16 protein-coding genes are annotated in these 16,229 nt (G+C 67.1%); 15 read left to right on the top strand and 1 reads right to left on the bottom strand.

All coding sequences use genetic code 11. The annotated features are described in order from the left end of the window. The first annotated feature begins 199 nt into the window (after positions 1-199). From DPV74_RS30300 to DPV74_RS30275, 6 genes are all read left to right on the top strand, one after another. Positions 200-1,477, top strand: a complete 1,278-nt coding sequence (locus DPV74_RS30300; protein WP_021156719.1) for an epoxide hydrolase family protein — start codon at positions 200-202, stop codon at positions 1,475-1,477. A gap of 411 nt (positions 1,478-1,888) precedes the next feature. Then, positions 1,889-2,698: an enoyl-ACP reductase FabI gene (fabI, locus tag DPV74_RS30295; protein ID WP_370448770.1), complete on the top strand. Its 810-nt coding sequence runs from the start codon at positions 1,889-1,891 to the stop codon at positions 2,696-2,698. Between the two features lie 61 nt (positions 2,699-2,759). Continuing rightward, positions 2,760-5,108 (top strand): DUF3141 domain-containing protein, encoded by a 2,349-nt coding sequence (locus tag DPV74_RS30290; RefSeq protein WP_119338534.1) that lies wholly within the window; start codon positions 2,760-2,762, stop codon positions 5,106-5,108. Positions 5,109-5,127: 19 nt separating this feature from the next. After that, on the top strand, positions 5,128-6,066 hold the full coding sequence (locus DPV74_RS30285; RefSeq protein ID WP_119338533.1) for a phosphate acetyltransferase: 939 nt from the start codon (positions 5,128-5,130) through the stop codon (positions 6,064-6,066). Positions 6,067-6,070: 4 nt separating this feature from the next. Further along, the gene (locus DPV74_RS30280; protein ID WP_119338532.1) at positions 6,071-7,249 is read left to right on the top strand and encodes an acetate/propionate family kinase; all 1,179 of its coding nucleotides are present in this window, start codon (positions 6,071-6,073) and stop codon (positions 7,247-7,249) included. A gap of 24 nt (positions 7,250-7,273) precedes the next feature. Beyond that, on the top strand, positions 7,274-7,528 hold the full coding sequence (locus DPV74_RS30275) for a hypothetical protein (RefSeq protein WP_060085645.1): 255 nt from the start codon (positions 7,274-7,276) through the stop codon (positions 7,526-7,528). Positions 7,529-7,617: 89 nt separating this feature from the next. Here the strand turns inward: DPV74_RS30275 and DPV74_RS30270 are convergent, their stop codons facing one another. Further along, positions 7,618-8,022, bottom strand: a complete 405-nt coding sequence (locus DPV74_RS30270) for a hypothetical protein (RefSeq protein WP_162923176.1) — start codon at positions 8,020-8,022, stop codon at positions 7,618-7,620. Positions 8,023-8,362: 340 nt separating this feature from the next. Between DPV74_RS30270 and DPV74_RS30265 the strand changes: the two genes are divergently transcribed. The 9 genes from DPV74_RS30265 to DPV74_RS30225 all read left to right on the top strand — a co-directional run bounded on the left by DPV74_RS30265 (position 8,363) and on the right by DPV74_RS30225 (position 16,082). After that, positions 8,363-9,406 carry an alpha/beta fold hydrolase gene (locus tag DPV74_RS30265; protein WP_060085643.1) on the top strand — a complete coding sequence of 348 codons (1,044 nt, stop codon included), beginning with the start codon at positions 8,363-8,365 and terminating at the stop codon, positions 9,404-9,406. Further along, positions 9,406-9,939, top strand: a complete 534-nt coding sequence (locus DPV74_RS30260; protein ID WP_119338529.1) for a cytochrome P460 family protein — start codon at positions 9,406-9,408, stop codon at positions 9,937-9,939. The genes DPV74_RS30265 and DPV74_RS30260 overlap by 1 nt, the downstream gene beginning before the upstream one ends. Positions 9,940-10,242: 303 nt before the next feature. Continuing rightward, positions 10,243-10,569, top strand: coding sequence for a DUF4148 domain-containing protein (locus DPV74_RS30255; protein ID WP_119338528.1), 327 nt, complete (start codon positions 10,243-10,245; stop codon positions 10,567-10,569). Positions 10,570-10,652: 83 nt separating this feature from the next. After that, positions 10,653-11,444 (top strand): alpha/beta fold hydrolase, encoded by a 792-nt coding sequence (locus tag DPV74_RS30250; RefSeq protein ID WP_119338527.1) that lies wholly within the window; start codon positions 10,653-10,655, stop codon positions 11,442-11,444. 76 nt (positions 11,445-11,520) lie between these two features. Then, complete coding sequence (locus tag DPV74_RS30245; protein WP_119338526.1) at positions 11,521-12,921, top strand: amidase family protein; 1,401 nt, start codon at positions 11,521-11,523, stop codon at positions 12,919-12,921. 422 nt (positions 12,922-13,343) lie between these two features. Continuing rightward, positions 13,344-13,814: a rhodanese-like domain-containing protein gene (locus DPV74_RS30240; protein ID WP_059692885.1), complete on the top strand. Its 471-nt coding sequence runs from the start codon at positions 13,344-13,346 to the stop codon at positions 13,812-13,814. Between the two features lie 28 nt (positions 13,815-13,842). Beyond that, positions 13,843-14,781 carry a serine O-acetyltransferase EpsC gene (gene epsC, locus DPV74_RS30235; RefSeq protein ID WP_119338525.1) on the top strand — a complete coding sequence of 313 codons (939 nt, stop codon included), beginning with the start codon at positions 13,843-13,845 and terminating at the stop codon, positions 14,779-14,781. Positions 14,782-14,789: 8 nt separating this feature from the next. After that, positions 14,790-15,011 (top strand): helix-turn-helix domain-containing protein, encoded by a 222-nt coding sequence (locus DPV74_RS30230; RefSeq protein ID WP_021156738.1) that lies wholly within the window; start codon positions 14,790-14,792, stop codon positions 15,009-15,011. A 138-nt stretch (positions 15,012-15,149) separates the two neighbouring features. Further along, positions 15,150-16,082: a family 2A encapsulin nanocompartment shell protein gene (locus tag DPV74_RS30225; RefSeq protein WP_027790729.1), complete on the top strand. Its 933-nt coding sequence runs from the start codon at positions 15,150-15,152 to the stop codon at positions 16,080-16,082. Positions 16,083-16,229: the final 147 nt, after the last annotated feature.

The raw sequence follows: 16,229 nt of genomic DNA, 5'->3' as shown, positions 1-16,229 counted from the left end.
AGCGGCCGCAGCGGCCGCAGCGGCCGTGCCGCTCGCCGCGCCGCCGCTACAAACGCGTACAAACCAGACAAATCCGGGATACATCAGACCTTTCAAATGGGCGACGCCGCGTGAGCCGGGCGCGCCGGATTTGAAAGCGAAGGCGCGGCCCCGCGCGCGGCATGTTCACTTTCCACTTCACGAAAGGAGATGCCGAACGATGTCTTCCACACCGTTTTCCCCGATGCGTCGCCACCTGCTTGCCACGTCCGTGGCCGCCGGGGTCTCGGCGATGCTGCCCACGGCGCTGCATGCCGCGACCGGCGCGAGCGGCATACGCCCGTTCACCGCGCACATTCCCGACGAAGCCGTCGCCGACCTGCGCCGCCGCATCGCGGCAACACGCTGGCCGGGCCGCGAGACCGTCGCCGACGAATCGCAGGGTGTGCGGCTGGCGCGCATGCAGGCGCTGCTGCGCTACTGGGGCACCGATTACGACTGGCGCAAGGGCGAGGCGCGCCTGAACGGTTTCCCGATGTTCATCACGGAAATCGACGGGCTCGACATTCATTTCATCCACGTGCGCTCGCGGCACGAGAACGCGATGCCGATGATCATGACGCACGGCTGGCCGGGTTCGATCTTCGAGCTGCTGAAGGCGATCGGCCCGCTGACCGACCCGACCGCGCACGGCGCGAGCGCCGACGATGCGTTCCATGTCGTCGTGCCGTCGTTGCCGGGCTTCGGCTTCTCGGGCCGGCCGACGCAGACCGGCTGGGGTTCCGACCACATCGCGCGCGCGTGGGGCGAGCTGATGGCGCGGCTCGGTTATACGCGCTTCGTGTCGCAGGGCGGCGACTGCGGCTCGGTGATCTCGCACCGGATGGCGATGCAGCGCGTGCAGGGCCTGGCCGGGATTCACGTGAACATGCCGGCGACGGTGCCGCCGGATATCGCGACGCTGCTCGCGACCGATGCACCCGCGCCGGCGTCGCTGTCGCCGAAGGAGAAGGCCGCGTACGAGAAGCTCGCGACGTTCTATCGCGACAACTGCGGTTACTCGGCAATGATGGTCACGCGCCCGCAGACGGTCGGCTATGCACTCGCCGATTCGCCGTCCGGGCAGGCCGCGTGGATGTACGACAAGATTTCGCAGTGGACTTATAGCGGCGGCGTGCCCGAGCGTTCGATCCCGCGCGACGAGATTCTCGACGACATCTCGCTGTACTGGCTGACGAACACCGCGACGTCCGCCGCGCAGATCTACTGGGAGGATCACTCGAACAACTTCAACGCGGTGGATATCGCGTTGCCGGCCGCGATCACGGTGTTTCCGGGCGAGATCTACCAGGCGCCGCGCAGCTGGGCCGAGCGCAGTTATCACAACCTGATCTACTTCAACGAAGTCGACAAGGGCGGGCATTTCGCGGCATGGGAGGAGCCGGAGTTGTTCGCGCGTGAAGTGCGTGCCGGGTTCCGGCCGTTGCGGCGCGTGTAAGCGAGGAAGGACGGGCGAACGCGGGCCGGTGCGGATGCGGCCGGCGTTTGCTTCCGTCGTGCACGTTTCCGAATTCACCGTAGCGTCGTTATTGCTGCCGGCGTCACCCGTCAAAGCGGCCGTTTTACAGCAGAAACGGGACGGCGCTTCCGTTCACGATTGAATGACATATCGATGAACCAGCCCCCTTCTGGAAGAAACATTCCATCGTAATTATTTGATTAAAAAGCGATTTTGATAAAAATCAAAATATGTCGCGTGAATTGCCTGATGTATTGAAACCCTCAATACAATGATTCGCGACTGCACCTGAGTGCGGACGGATCATCCTGTTTATTGGCACGCGGCAAAAAGCCGAATCGGCTTTTTCACGGTTTCGCCCGGTGAAAAAATACGACCCGAGGTTTCGCGATGACGAATAACGACGTGCGCGAGTCACGCATGGCTTGCGATGGCATGCGCCCGCTTGAAGGTCGAAGAGGCATCGTCGTCGGCCTGGCGAACGAGCAGAGCATCGCGTGGGGATGTGCGCGCGCCTTTCATGCGGCGGGTGCCGAGCTGGCGGTGACCTGGCAATCCGACCGGGCGTTGCCGTACATCGAGCCGCTGCTCGACCAGCTGAAGCCGGCGATTGCGATGCCGCTCGACGTGAGCCGGGCCGACCAGATGCGCGAGGTGTTCGACACGATCGGCGAACAGTGGGGCGGCCTCGATTTTCTGTTGCATGCCGTTGCCTATGCACCCAGGGCCGATCTGCACGGGCGGGTCGTCGACAGTTCGCCGGAAGGGTTCGCCCTCGCGATGGATACCTCCTGCCACTCGTTCATCAGGATGGCGAAACTGGCCGAGCCGTTGATGACGTCCGGTGGAAGCCTGATGGCGATGACCTATATCGGCGCCGACCAGGTCATCGCGGAGTACGGCGTGATGGGGCCGGTCAAGGCGGCGCTGGAGGCCACCGTCCGATACCTCGCTGTCGAACTGGGGCCGGCCGGCATTCGCGTGCATGCGGTGTCGCCCGGCGCACTGGCCACGCGGGCGGCCTCCGGGCTGCCGAACTTCGATCACCTGCTTGACGACACCGCCCGGCGTGCGCCATTGCGCCGTCCGCTCGACATCGACGACGTCGGTGCGCTGTGCACCTTTCTCGCCAGCGATGCCGCACGCGCGATGACCGGCGGTATTCACTACATCGACGCGGGGATGCACGTACTCGGCTGACGCGAGGCGGCCGCTCCCGGAATGCGTCGAGATTCACCTTGCCCCTCTGGAGAACAGTGTTATGGATGCTGCCACGCAACTGGCGCGCAGTCATGAGATCGCCACGGAGATTGTCCACGTCCTGCAAAAGCGCACGCAGCACGCGCTGGAACAGTACGGGAAACGGTTGGGCGAAGCACTCGACGGCAGCGACGGCCCCGGCCAGGAGCCGGGCGCCGCCTCGTTTGCCATGCCGTTCTCGCCGCTGAGCGCGTGGCATTACGCGGTCGACGCCGCACAGCGCGCGCTGCTGTTCTGGGACACGCTGCGCGAGCGCGGCACGCAATATGTCGAGCGCATGGCCGAGGGGCTCAAGCCGGTGCTGCATTTCGACTACGACGTCGTGCTCGACGGCCGGCAGTTCGCACGGCCCGTCAATTACGCGCTCGTTCACATCCAGCCGCCGGATGGCGTGATCGTCGACGCCGGCAAGCGGCCCTACCTGATCATCGATCCGCGTGCCGGGCACGGCCCCGGTATCGGCGGCTTCAAGGACGATTCGCAAGTCGGCGTGGCGTTGCGCGCGGGGCATCCCGTGTATTTCGTCGTGTTCTTCCAGGAGCCCGAGCCCGGCCAGACGTTGCTCGACGTGTGCGCCGCGGAACAGGCGTTCGTCCGGAAAGTGCGGGAGCTGCATCCGGACAGCCTCAAGCCGGCCATCGTCGGCAACTGCCAGGGCGGCTGGGCCGCGATGATGCTCGCGAGTTCGTCGGCGGACGATACGGGCCCGATCGTCATCAACGGCGCCCCGATGTCGTACTGGAGCGGCGCGTGGAGCGACGGGCCCGGCGACAATCCGATGCGCTATGCCGGCGGCATACTCGGCGGCACGTGGCTCGCGTCGTTCGCGTCGGACCTGGGCAACGGCAAGTTCGACGGCGCCTATCTCGTGCAGAACTTCGAGAACCTGAACCCGGCGAACACGTTGTGGGACAAGTATTACCACGTGTACGACCACATCGACACCGAGCCGCCGCGCTTCCTCGAGTTCGAGCGCTGGTGGGGCGGCTACTACCTGATGAACCGCGACGAGATCGAATGGATCACGCGCAACCTGTTCATCGGCAACAAGCTCTGGTCCGGCGAAGTGAAAGACGGATCGGGCAAGGCGTTCGACCTGCGCGAGATCCGCTCGCCGATCATCCTGTTCGCGTCGATGGGCGACAACATCACGCCGCCGCAGCAGGCGTTCAACTGGGTCACGGACATCTACGGCAGCACGGAGGAGATCAAGTCGCGCGGGCAGGTCATCATCGGGTTGGTGGAAGAGGACGTGGGGCATCTCGGCATCTTCGTGTCCGGCAAGGTCGCGAAGAAGGAGCACGCGCAGATCGTCAGCGTGCTGGATGCCGTCGAAACGCTGCCGCCCGGCCTCTATGCGATGTCGATCGAGGAGGTAAAGGGCGCCGACGGGAAGGTCACGTACGACGTCACCTTCGCCGAGCACCGTCTGGAAGAGATCGCGCAATACTTCAACCGCTTCGGGCGCAAGGACGAGCAAGCGTTCGAGGCCGTCGCCGCGCTGTCCGAATTCACGCAGCGCGCGTATGAACTGTTCATGCAGCCATACGTGCAGCAGGCATCGAACGAGACCACGGCGCACCTGTTGCGCGACTTTCATCCGCTGCGCTTCCAGCGCTGGGCGTTTTCGGACCTGAATCCCTGGCTTCGCTGGCTGAAGCCCGCCGCCGACATGGTCAGGGCCCACCGCCAGCCGGCCGACGATATCGAGCCGTGGCGCAAGCTCGAACGGCGTGGCTCGGATATCGTCAGCGCGTCGCTCGATTGTTTCCGCGCGATGCGCGATGCAAGCATCGAGTCGCTGTTCTTCTCGCTGTACACCCAGCCGGCCATGCTTCATTTCGGGGAGCAGTATCGCGACCGTCACGCTGCTGCGCCGGCGGCGGCGGACCCCCGCGACCTGCCGTTCGTGAAGGCGGCGCTCGCGTCGATCGAGCGTGGCGGCTACACCGAAGCGGTTGCGCGCGCGGCGTTTCTGCTCGAGCGCAGCGGCGAACCGTTTCCGCTGGCGCAGCTTGCGACCGAGCGCGAGCTTGCCGAAACCTACGCCGAATACCTGCCGAACCTGCCGCCCGACCAGTGGCGGCGCATCTATGGCGAGCAGGAGATCATCGCGACTTACGCGCCCCAACAGGCCGTCGCCGCGCTGCCGGTGCTGCTTGCCCGGCCGGAGGACCGCCAGCGGCTGCTGACGCTGCTGGACAAGCTGCTGGGCGACGCGCGCGTGCAAAGCGCGTCGGTGAGCGAGCAACAGTGGGCGGCGCTGCAACGCATTCGCGCGGTACTGGGCGCGCCGCCTGCCACGCTACCGGCCAGGGGGCCGCTGGCGACACTCGAACGCGTGCAGTGACGGACAGCGAGGAACCGCAATGGAAACCCGACACGAGAAATATCGCCGCCTCATCGAACACTGCCAGGCGCTCGCGCCGATGCCGACGGCCGTCGCGCATCCGTGCGATCGAAGCTCGCTCGAGGGCGCGCTGGAGGCGGCGCGCAAGGGGCTGATCGAGCCGATCCTGGTCGGCCCGCGTGCGCGTATCGAAGCGACCGCCGCGGAGTTGCAGCTACCGATCGGCGACTACGAGATCGTCGATGCGCCGTACAGCGAGGCGTCGGCAGCGGCGGCGGTGCGGCTCGTACGCGACGGCCGCGCGTCCGCGCTGATGAAGGGCAGCCTTCACACCGACGAACTCATGGCCGAAGTGGTGCGGCACGATTCCGGGTTGCGCACGGGCCGGCGCATCAGCCATTGCTTCGTGATGGACGTGCCCGCGCACGCCGATCCGCTGATCGTGACCGACGCGGCAATCAATATCGCGCCGACGCTCGAGGAAAAGGTCGACATCCTGCAGAGCGCGATCGATCTCGCGCATGCGCTGGATTTTCCGCAGGTCCGTGTGGCGATCCTCTCGGCCATGGAGACGGTCAACCCGAAAGTGCCGTCGACGCTCGAAGCCGCCGCGCTGTGCAAGATGGTGGATCGGCGGCAGATCACCGGCGCGCTCGTCGACGGCCCGCTGGCGCTCGACAACGCGATCGATCCCGAAGCCGCGCGCATCAAGCAGATCGATTCGCCGGTGGCCGGGCACGCGAACGTGCTGATGGTGCCGAACCTCGAAGCGGGCAACATGCTCGCCAAGAGCCTGTCGTTCCTGGCCGGCGCGGATGCGGCCGGCATCGTGCTCGGCGCGCGCGTGCCGGTCATCCTGACGAGTCGTGCTGATTCGTTGATCACCCGGCTGGCTTCCTGTGCGGTCGCGATGCTCGTCGCGAACGTGCAGCGCGAAGCGGCCCGGCGCGCGGGGTGACGCCATGGCAGACGTGATTCTGGTGTTGAATGCCGGCTCGTCGAGCATCAAGTTTTCCGCATTCGACGTGCACGGCGACACGCTCGGCCTGATCGTGCATGGCCAGGTCGAGGGCCTGTACACGGCCACGGCGCACTTCAGCGCCGTCGACCGCCACGCGGAGCGTCACGAACGACAATGGGCCGGCGGCGATACGTTCGGCCATCAGGAAGGGCTCGAGCAGATCGCCGCGTTCCTGGGCGCGCATCAGGAAGGGCACCGTCTCGCGGCGGTGGGCCATCGCGTCGTGCACGGCGGGCAACGCTTCAGCGGCCCGGTGCGCGTCACGCCCGAGATCGTGGCCGAGCTGGAAAAACTCACCCCGCTCGCGCCGTTGCATCAGCCGCACAACCTGACGCCGATTCGTATCCTCGAAACGATGCAGCCCGGCGTCGAGCAGGTGGCCTGCTTCGACACGGCGTTTCACTGCACGCAGCCCGCGGTGACCCAGGCGTTCGCGCTGCCCGCGTCGATCACCAGCCGGGGCGTGCGCCGTTACGGTTTTCACGGGCTCTCGTACGAGTACATCGCGAGCGTGCTGCCCGAGGTCGCACCGGCGGCGGCGCGCGGGCGCACGGTCGTCGCCCATCTCGGCAACGGCGCGAGCATGTGCGCGCTCGTGGCAGGCAAGAGCGTCGCGAGCACGATGGGGTTCACGGCGCTCGACGGGCTGCCGATGGGCACGCGTTGCGGCAGCCTCGATCCGGGCGTCGTGATCTTCCTGATGGAAGCACTCGGGATGGACGTGCGCGCCGTCGAGGATCTGCTCTATCGGCGTTCCGGGTTGCTCGGCGTGTCCGGCCTGTCGAGCGACATGCGCACCCTGCTCGCGAGCGACGACCCGCACGCACGCTTCGCCATCGAGCTGTACGTCTACCGCATCGCGCGCGAACTCGGTTCGCTTGCGGCCGCGATGGAGGGCATCGACGCCGTCGTGTTCACGGCGGGGATCGGCGAGCACGCGGCGGCGGTTCGCGAAGGGGTGCTGCGCCGCGCGGCGTGGCTCGGCGTCGAGATCGATGTCGACGCGAACGGCACGGACGGGCCGCTGATCACGACGGCATCGAGCCGCGTATCGGCGTGGGTGATCCCGACCGACGAAGAGCTGATGATCGCGCGCCATACGCACCGGCTGATCGGGTGACGGGCGAACGAGCAAGGAATCCTCATGGCTGAACTACTGCTGGTCAATGTCGAAGAACACGCGCGCGACGACGAGGTCGGCGCGTTCCTGGCGCGGCATGGATTCCCGCTGTTCGATGCGATCGAGCGCGTGCCGGCCGGGATCGGCACCCCCATCGCACTGCTTCGGTTCGACACGCTGTCGTCGGTGGCGCTTTACACGCTGCGCGCCCGGATCGATCACATCTCGTGGCGGGGCCGCTCGATTCGCGCGCATATCCTGCCGGACCGGAAGGACTGAACGGCTTTGTGCAGCGGCGTGGTTCGAGCGGTGAATGCGGGCCGGCCGGCATGCGGCCGGTGTTCATCGGCGGGGTGGGGCGGTCACCTTCAGATGATCCGGCACGTGCCGTGTACGTCCCTCAGCCACGTGAAAAGCGTCATCGCGGCATAGACACAAGGCAGCACGATCAAAAATCGACGCCAGGTGACCTTGAAACGCGGAAGCCGCCGGACGACCGCGGCGAGCGCGATGCAGGCAACCAGCCCGACCGGAAAAATGTTCCAGTTGTACCTGAAGGCGGCAAAAACGAAAGCCGCCGTGACAAACACGACCCAGACGACGGCATCGCCAAGCGTGTCGCAGTAGGCGGTGGCGTATCCGGAGAACCACGCGAGCAGGAGCGCCGCAAGCCCGAACGCGGTCAGGATGGTCGCGAGCCAGAGCGGCGGCCCGTTCGTGCCCGCCTGTCGCACGGGAGCGTCTTGTTCGTCGGCATCGGTCAAATTGGTCACCTGCAATCGGGCGGGTTGTCACGGCAAGCGGCGTAGTATCGCCGCGTTTCGGCGCCGAAGCGAGAGGCGGTGCGTGGCCACGCCATCGCCGGGGCAGGCCGGCGCGTGGCACATGGCCCCCCGCGAACCCGCATTCCCGCCCGATTTTTGAATCGTCGTGTGTCGTGTTCGCCGACAGATACGTTGGGATACAAAGCCTCGCCAGGGCTCGGGTATAAAACCGGTGAAGCGATTCACACGGCGGCGCGATGCCATGCGCCGCTGCCGAGAACGCAGATTCCCGAGTGCCCGCACGTGCCGCGGGTCACCTTCCTTAGCGATCGACACTGGAGAACGAGCCATGCCCGAAACCGTGAACACCCGCCGCCGCCTGATCCTGGGTACGACGCTGGCGAGCCTCAGCCTCGCCGACCTCGGCTTCAGCGCCCTGGCGCACGCGCAGTCGGCGCCCGATGCAGCGCCTGCGAAGCGCGCGGCCGGCGTCGCGTCGCTGGGCACGATCCACCAGATCGACGCGGGCGTGCTCAACGTCGGGTATGCGGATCTCGGGCCGAAGAACGGCCCGGTCGTGTTCCTGCTGCACGGCTGGCCGTACGACATCTACAGCTATGCGGAAGTCGCGCCGCTGCTCGTCGCGGCCGGCTACCGCGTGATCGTGCCTTACCTGCGCGGCTACGGGTCGACGACGTTCCGTTCGGCCGACACGGTGCGCAACGGCCAGCAGGCCGTGACGGCCGTCGACATCATTGCGCTGATGGATGCGCTGAAGATCGACCGCGCGGTGTTCGGCGGCTACGACTGGGGCGCGCGCACGGCCGACATCATCGCGGCGCTGTGGCCGCAGCGCGTGAAAGCGCTGGTGTCGGTGAGCGGCTACCTGATCGGCAGCCAGGAGGCGAACCGCAAGCCGCTGCCGCCGCAGGCCGAATTCCAGTGGTGGTATCAGTTCTACTTCACGACCGAGCGCGGCGCGCTGGGCTACGCGGCGAACCGCGATGCGTTCAACAAGCTGATCTGGCAGCTCGCATCGCCGAAATGGCAGTTCTCCGACGAAACCTACGCGCGCACGGCCGCGTCGTTCCAGAACCCCGATCACGTGGCCGTCGTGATCCACAACTATCGCTGGCGTCTCGGGCTCGCGAAGGGCGAGGCGCAATACGACGACCTCGAGCGGCGCCTTGCGGCAGGCCCTGCGATTACGGTGCCGACGATCACGATGGAAGGCGATGCGAACGGCGCGCCGCATCCGGAGCCGGCCGCGTACGCGAAGAAGTTCACCGGCAAGTACCAGCACCGCACGATCACCGGCGGCATCGGCCACAACCTGCCGCAGGAAGCGCCGCAGGCGTTCGCGGATGCGATCCTGCAAGTGGAGCACCTGTGATGCGGGCGCGCATGGGTGGCGTGCGTCGCGGGTTCGTCGCGGGCGTGCTGCTGGCCGGCGCGTGGTCGGCGAGCGGCCCGGCCGCGTTCGCGGAGCAGCCGAAGCCGGCTGCCGCCGCCGCGTCGCCGATTTACGGCGTGACGATCCCGCCCGGCTACCGGAAGTGGGAAATGGTCGCCCCGGCCGAAGAAGCCGCGCCGCTCGATGAACTGCGTGTCGTGCTCGGCAATCCCGTCGCGATCCGTGCGCTCGAGCAGGCGACACTGCCGTTTCCGGACGGCACGATCCTGGTGAAACTCGCGTACAAGCGCAAGCAGTCCGACGAGTTCGCGCCGGCGACGGTGCCCGGACAGGCGACGACCGTGCAGGTGATGGTGAAGGACTCGCGCCGCTATGCGTCGACGGGCGGCTGGGGCTTCGGGCGGTTCATCAACGGCGTGCCGGCCGATATCGGCCAGCATCAGACGTGCTTTGCGTGCCACCAGGCGCGGGTGAAGAATCACGACTACGTGTTCACGCGGCTGGCGCCGTGACGTACCCGGTTCGATATGTTCGACGGAAAGGCGTGCCATGCGTGGCACGCCTTTTTTCATGGTGGGTGTGCTTTCGTGGAGAACGTCAGCGGAGCGGGCCATGAACGATGCGGTAGCCCGGTTTGTATCGCACTGTATCTGCGGCCGTTCCTGAAAAACTGGCATGCAGAAAGCCCCGGTTCCGGAAACATGCCGGATACGTGGGCGGGTTCTACTGTCGACATGCAGGAAACGTTCGATGCCAGACGATCTGGATCGGATGCCGAATGATCGACCGACCTACTTCCTTCAAGGAGAACCCTCATGAAAGCCGCTCGCATCCTCGCCGTTGCCGTCCTCGCCGCCATCCCCGCCCTGTCGTTTGCCGACACCGGACACGGCCTCACGCGTGCCGACGTGCGCGCCGAACTCGTCCGCCTGGAACAGGCCGGCTACAACCCGGCGCGTAGCGAACCGCATTACCCGGAAGACGTCGCCGCCGCGCTGCAGGTCGCGCGTTCCGACCAGAACGGCCCGTCGAAGTCGCAAGACGACAACGTGGCCGACGCATCGACGCGTGCCGGCCATCGCGACGCGGCGCAAGCGCATTCCGCGCCGAACGCATACGACGACCTGTACGCGCATTCGTGATCCGGAGCCGCGCCTGCCTCGTGCGCAGGCGCAGCCGCTACCGCGGCACGTTCAAACAACACAACAGAGCAAGGAGTAAAACGATGGCCGGTTTGATGAAACGCGTTCTGGTGTCCGCCGCCGTGATCGGCGGACTGTTCGGTGCGGTCGCGGTGCAGGCTGCGCAGAAGGATGACCTGAAAGGCACGAACGTCGTGCTCGTGCACGGCGCATTCGCCGACGGGTCGAGCTGGAACCGCGTGATTCCGCTGCTCGAGGCGCGCGGGCTGCACGTGGTGTCGGTGCAGAATCCGCTGAGCTCGCTCGCCGACGATGCAGCCGCGACGAAGCGCGCGATCGACGAGCAGAAGGGGCCGGTCGTGCTGGTCGGCCATTCGTGGGCCGGCGTCGTGATCAGCGACGCGGGCAACAACGACAAGGTGAAGTCGCTCGTGTACGTCGCCGCGTTCGCACCCGACAACGGCCAGTCGATCGCGGACGTCACGCAGGGGCTGCCGGCACCCGCATGGGCCGGCGAACTCCGCAAGGACGCGGGCGGCTTCGCCACGTTGTCGGACAAGGCGATCGCGCAGGATTTCGCGCCGGACCTGCCGCCCGCGCAGCAGCGCATCGTCGCGGCGACCCAGGGGCCGTGGTACGGCGGGTGCATTTCGGAGAAGGTCACGCAAGCCGCGTGGCATGTGAAGCCGTCGACGTTCGTCGTCGCGACGCAGGACAGGATGATCGATCCGACGCTGCAGGAAACGATGGCGAAGCGGATCGGCGCGACGGTCGCGCGCGTGAACGGCAGCCATGTGTCGATGCTGAGCCAGCCGAAGGCCGTGGCCGACGCGATCATCGCGGCGGCGGAACGCGCGAAGCAGGATGCGCAGTGAGTGAACGCGGCGCCGCGCTTTCGCAGGGAAGCGCGGTGGCGCGAGTGACGGAGATGTCTTTTCACGAGGAGGAGTCATGACGCAACTGTGGCAACTGCCGGCAACCGAACTCGCGAAACGCGTCCGGCATCGCGACGTGTCCGCGCGCGAAGTGGCGGACGCCGTGCTCGATCGTCTCGACGCGGTGAATCCGGCGATCAACGCGGTGATCGAACACCGGCCCGACGACGTGCGGCGTCAGGCCGACGAAGTCGATCGCGCGATCGCGCGCGGCGACGATCCGGGGCCGCTCGCGGGCGTGCCCGTCACCGTGAAGATCAACGTCGACCAGGCGGGTTTCGCGACGACGAACGGCACGCGCCTGCAGGAGAACCTGATCGCGCATGCCGACAGCCCGGTGGTCGGCAACCTCAGAAAAGCCGGCGCGATCCTGCTCGGCCGCACCAATTCGCCGACGTTCGCGCTGCGCTGGTTCACGTCGAATCTCGTGCACGGCCACACGCGCAATCCGCGCCATCCGTCGCTGACGCCGGGCGGATCGAGCGGCGGCGCGGCGGCGGCCGTGGCCGCGGGAATCGGCCCGCTTGCCGTCGGCACCGACATCGGCGGCTCGGTGCGTTACCCCGCCTACGCATGCGGCGTGCACGGAATCCGGCCGTCGCTCGGGCGCGTGCCGGCGTTCAACGCGTCGTCGCCCGAGCGGGCGATCGGTGCGCAGTTGATGTCGACGGCGGGCCCGATTGCACGCACGATCGACGATCTCGCGCTCGCGCTGCGGGCGTTCGCCGCGCCCGACCCACGCGACCCGTGGCACGTGGCGGTGCCGTTCGACGGGTGCGAGGTGCCGAAGCGCGCGGCACTGTGCGTGCGGCCGGGCGGCCTGCAGGTCGTGCCCGAAGTCGAGGCCGCGTTGCGCGATGCCGCGCGACGTCTGGTCGATGCGGGCTGGACCGTCGACGAGATCGATGACACACCGCCGATGCGTGAGGCCGCACTGTTGCAGGAGCAGCTCTGGCTCGGCGACGGTTTCGATGCACTGGCGAACGCGGTTGCCGGCGACGGCGATCCGGGCGCGGCGGCGGTGGTCGAGGCCGTGCGCGGCAAGGTGCGCGACCTGCCGGCCGATGTGATCGGCCGCGCGCTCGTCCGGCGTACGACGCTGACGCGACAGTGGCGGCTGTTTCTCGATGAATATGCGGTCGTGTTGCTGCCGGTGTCGTCGGAGCTGCCGTTCCCGGACGATCTCGACCGGCAGGGGCAGGACGGGTTCGATCGCGTGTGGGAGGCGCAGCTCACGTTGCGCGCGCTGCCGGCGATGGGGCTGCCGGGGCTCGCCGTGACGACGTCGCTCGAGAATGGCGTGCCGGTCGGCGTGCAGGTGGTCGCCGCGCACCATCGCGAGGATCTGTGCCTGCTCGCCGGGCGCGACATCGAAGCGCGCGGCGTGCCGGTTGCGCCGGTCGACCCGGTACAGTGACCGGCAGACGCACAAGCGAATGCGTCGGCGATGCCCGTCAGGCATCGTGCAGACGCCTGCCGGCAGCCGGATTTCTTGCATCATCCATGCAGGCGCGCCAGCGCCTGCATTCCATTTCCGCTTCCATCCCAACGCGCCACCCGCCGCGTTGATCGTCTCCCGCGATTCCTTTCGAACACCTTCGATGCGCGACATCGAACGGCCACCATTGCGCCTGTCCTGCTCACCCGCGAGCCCGCGCCGATAGCGCGCGTCTGCTATTGCATTCCCCGCAACGCTGATTAGGAAATGAATTTTTATTGGTTCAGCTTCCCCGGCCGCCCTCGCATAGTGGCGCTGACGGCTATAGACAGCACGCAAGCTGCAACGGCCGAATTCCCGGTGTTTTTGTTCATACGAATCCGCGAAAACAAGGAAGTGTCATGACGGTTGAACTGGAAGAACGAACTGCCGCGCAGCAGGCGCTCGAAGACGCGCGCGCGGCCGCTGCGGCGGCCGGTACGCCCTATGCGGGTGGTGTCGCGCCGGAAGTCGCGTGGGCGCTGTTCTCGTCCGGCGATGCGCTGCTGGTGGACGTGCGCACCGCCGAGGAACGGAAATTCGTCGGCCACGTGCCGGAATCGCTGCACGTGCCGTGGGCGACCGGCACGAGCCTGACGCGCAATCCGCGCTTCGTGCGCGAACTGGAAGCGAAGACGGGCAAGGCGGCCGTCGTGCTGCTGTTGTGCCGTAGCGGCAACCGCTCGGCGCAGGCGGCCGAGGCCGCGACGAAGGGAGGCTTCACGCAGGTATTCAACGTGCTCGAAGGGTTCGAGGGCGACCTCGACGAACGGCAGCATCGCGGCGTCAGCAACGGTTGGCGCTTCCGCGGCCTGCCGTGGGCACAGGACTGATTCACGGCCGAGACAGGGAGAACGCAGCATGGCCGCATTCGACATCGACGACATCGTTCAATCGCTGCAGACCGTACGCCGTGCATGGCGCGAGAAGCAGCGGCGCTCGCTCGAACCGGGCGGGCGCGACCTGCCGGCGCGCGAAGCGCTCGCGCAGATCATCGGCGCGCTGAAGGGCGTGCTGTTCCCGATGCGGCTCGGGCCGCCCGAGCTGCGCCAGGAGAGCGAGAACTTCCATGTGGCCCATGCGCTCGACGCGGCGCTGAACGCGTTGCTCGCGCAGGTGAAGCTGGAATTGCGCTACGCGGCGCGGCAGCGCAATGCCGACGGGCCGGTCGATCATGTCGACGAAGTCGCGTCGACGGCCGTGCAGGCGTTCGCCGCGCGCCTGCCCGAGATCCGCCGGCTGCTCGACAGCGACGTGCTGGCCGCGTTCCACGGCGATCCGGCGGCCGGCAGCGTCGACGAGGTGCTGCTGTGCTATCCGGGCATCCTCGCGATGATCCACCACCGGCTCGCGCACGAGCTGTACGGGCTCGGCCTGCCGCTGCTCGCGCGGATCATCGCCGAACAGGCGCATGCGGAGACCGGCATCGACATTCATCCGGGCGCGCGCATCGGCGCGGGCTTCTTCATCGACCACGGCACCGGCGTCGTGATCGGCGAGACGGCGATAATCGGCGAGCGCGTGCGCGTGTACCAGGCCGTCACGCTCGGCGCGAAACGCTTTCCGCGCGACGCGGCCGGCCATCTCGAGAAAGGGCTCGCACGGCATCCGATCGTCGAGGACGACGTGGTGATCTACGCGGGCGCCACGATCCTCGGCCGCGTGACGATCGGGCGCGGCGCGGTGATCGGCGGCAACGTGTGGCTCACGCAGGACGTGCCGGCCGGCGAGAACATCACGCAGGCGGTGCTGCGCAGCGAAACGAACGTCACGCCGCGCGCGGCGGCGCGTGTCGCCTAGGAGGCGCGATGAGCGACCTCATCCATCACTTCGGCGCCAACGTGCGCAGGCTGCGCGAAGCGCGCACGTGGTCGCAGGAACAGCTGGCCGAGCATGCGGGGCTGAACCGTTCGTATGTCGGCGAGATCGAGCGCGGCGAGGCGATCGCGTCGATCGTCACGGCCGACAAGATCGCGCGCGCGTTCGACGTATCGATCTCGACGCTGCTGCCGGGCACGTTCGTCACCTGAGGCCGCCTCGTCACCTTTCCCTTTCGGTCGCACGCGACATGACGGCTATAGCATGTTGAGCCGGCAGGTGCGTGCTTCCGATAATCACCCAGCGTCATAAGCAATCCCGTTTTTCATCTTAAGAACCCGGAGCCACACATGTCGACCGTTGCAAGCGGCGCGGCTGCGCTGAGCGATCACGCCGCCCGCCAACTAGCGAACGCTACCAAGACCGTCCCCCAGCTTTCCACGATCACACCGCGCTGGCTGACCCATCTGCTGCAATGGGTGCCGGTCGAGGCCGGCATCTATCGCCTGAACCAGGTGAAGAACCCGGAAGCCGTGCGTGCCGCATGCACGCAGCTCGAGGACGAAAGCGTGCTGCCGCAGACCTTCGTGCCGTACGAGGAACAGCCGCGCGAGTATTTCCTGAACGCGGTGAGCACGGTGCTCGACGTGCATACGCGGATCTCCGATCTTTACAGCAGTCCTCATGACCAGATCAAGGAACAGCTGCGCCTGACGATCGAGACGATCAAGGAGCTGCAGGAAAGCCAGCTGATCAACAACCCCGACTACGGGCTGCTCGCGAACGTGACCGACGACCAGCGGATCTTCCCGCTGACGGGCGCGCCGACGCCGGACGACCTCGACGAGCTGCTGACCAAGGTGTGGAAGGAGCCCGCGTTCTTCCTCACGCACCCGCTCGCGATCGCCGCGTTCGGCCGCGAATGCACGCGGCGCGGCGTGCCGCCGCCGACGGTCAGCCTGTTCGGCTCGCAGTTCCTGACGTGGCGCGGCATTCCGCTGATCCCGTCGGACAAGGTGCCGGTCGCGGACGGCAAGACCAAGATCCTGCTGCTGCGCGTCGGCGACAAGCGCCAGGGCGTGGTCGGCCTCTATCAGCCGGGTGTCGCCGGCGAGCAAGGGCCGGGCCTGTCGGTGCGCTTCATGGGGATCAACAACCAGGCGATCGCGTCGTACCTGATCTCGCTGTATTGCTCGCTCGCGGTCCATTCGCCGGATGCGCTGGCTGTCCTCGATGACGTCGAAATCGCCAAGTTCCATGACTATCCCGACACCTACCGTTAATCCCGGCCTGGCCGGCGGCGACGCGCACGCGCTGCCGCACGCGCCGTTGCCGGCCGGCTTGCCCGATCCCGCGACGCTTGCGCGGCTCGCGTCCGAGTTCTTCTCGACGCCGCCCGGGCAGGCCACCGCGCCCGGGTTGTCGGCGGG

The organism is Burkholderia sp. HAN2018 (assembly GCF_024704855.1).
Taxonomy (GTDB): domain Bacteria; phylum Pseudomonadota; class Gammaproteobacteria; order Burkholderiales; family Burkholderiaceae; genus Burkholderia; species Burkholderia cepacia.
Note: the sequence above shows the minus strand (reverse complement) of the source record. Positions and strands in the feature narration are given on the sequence as shown.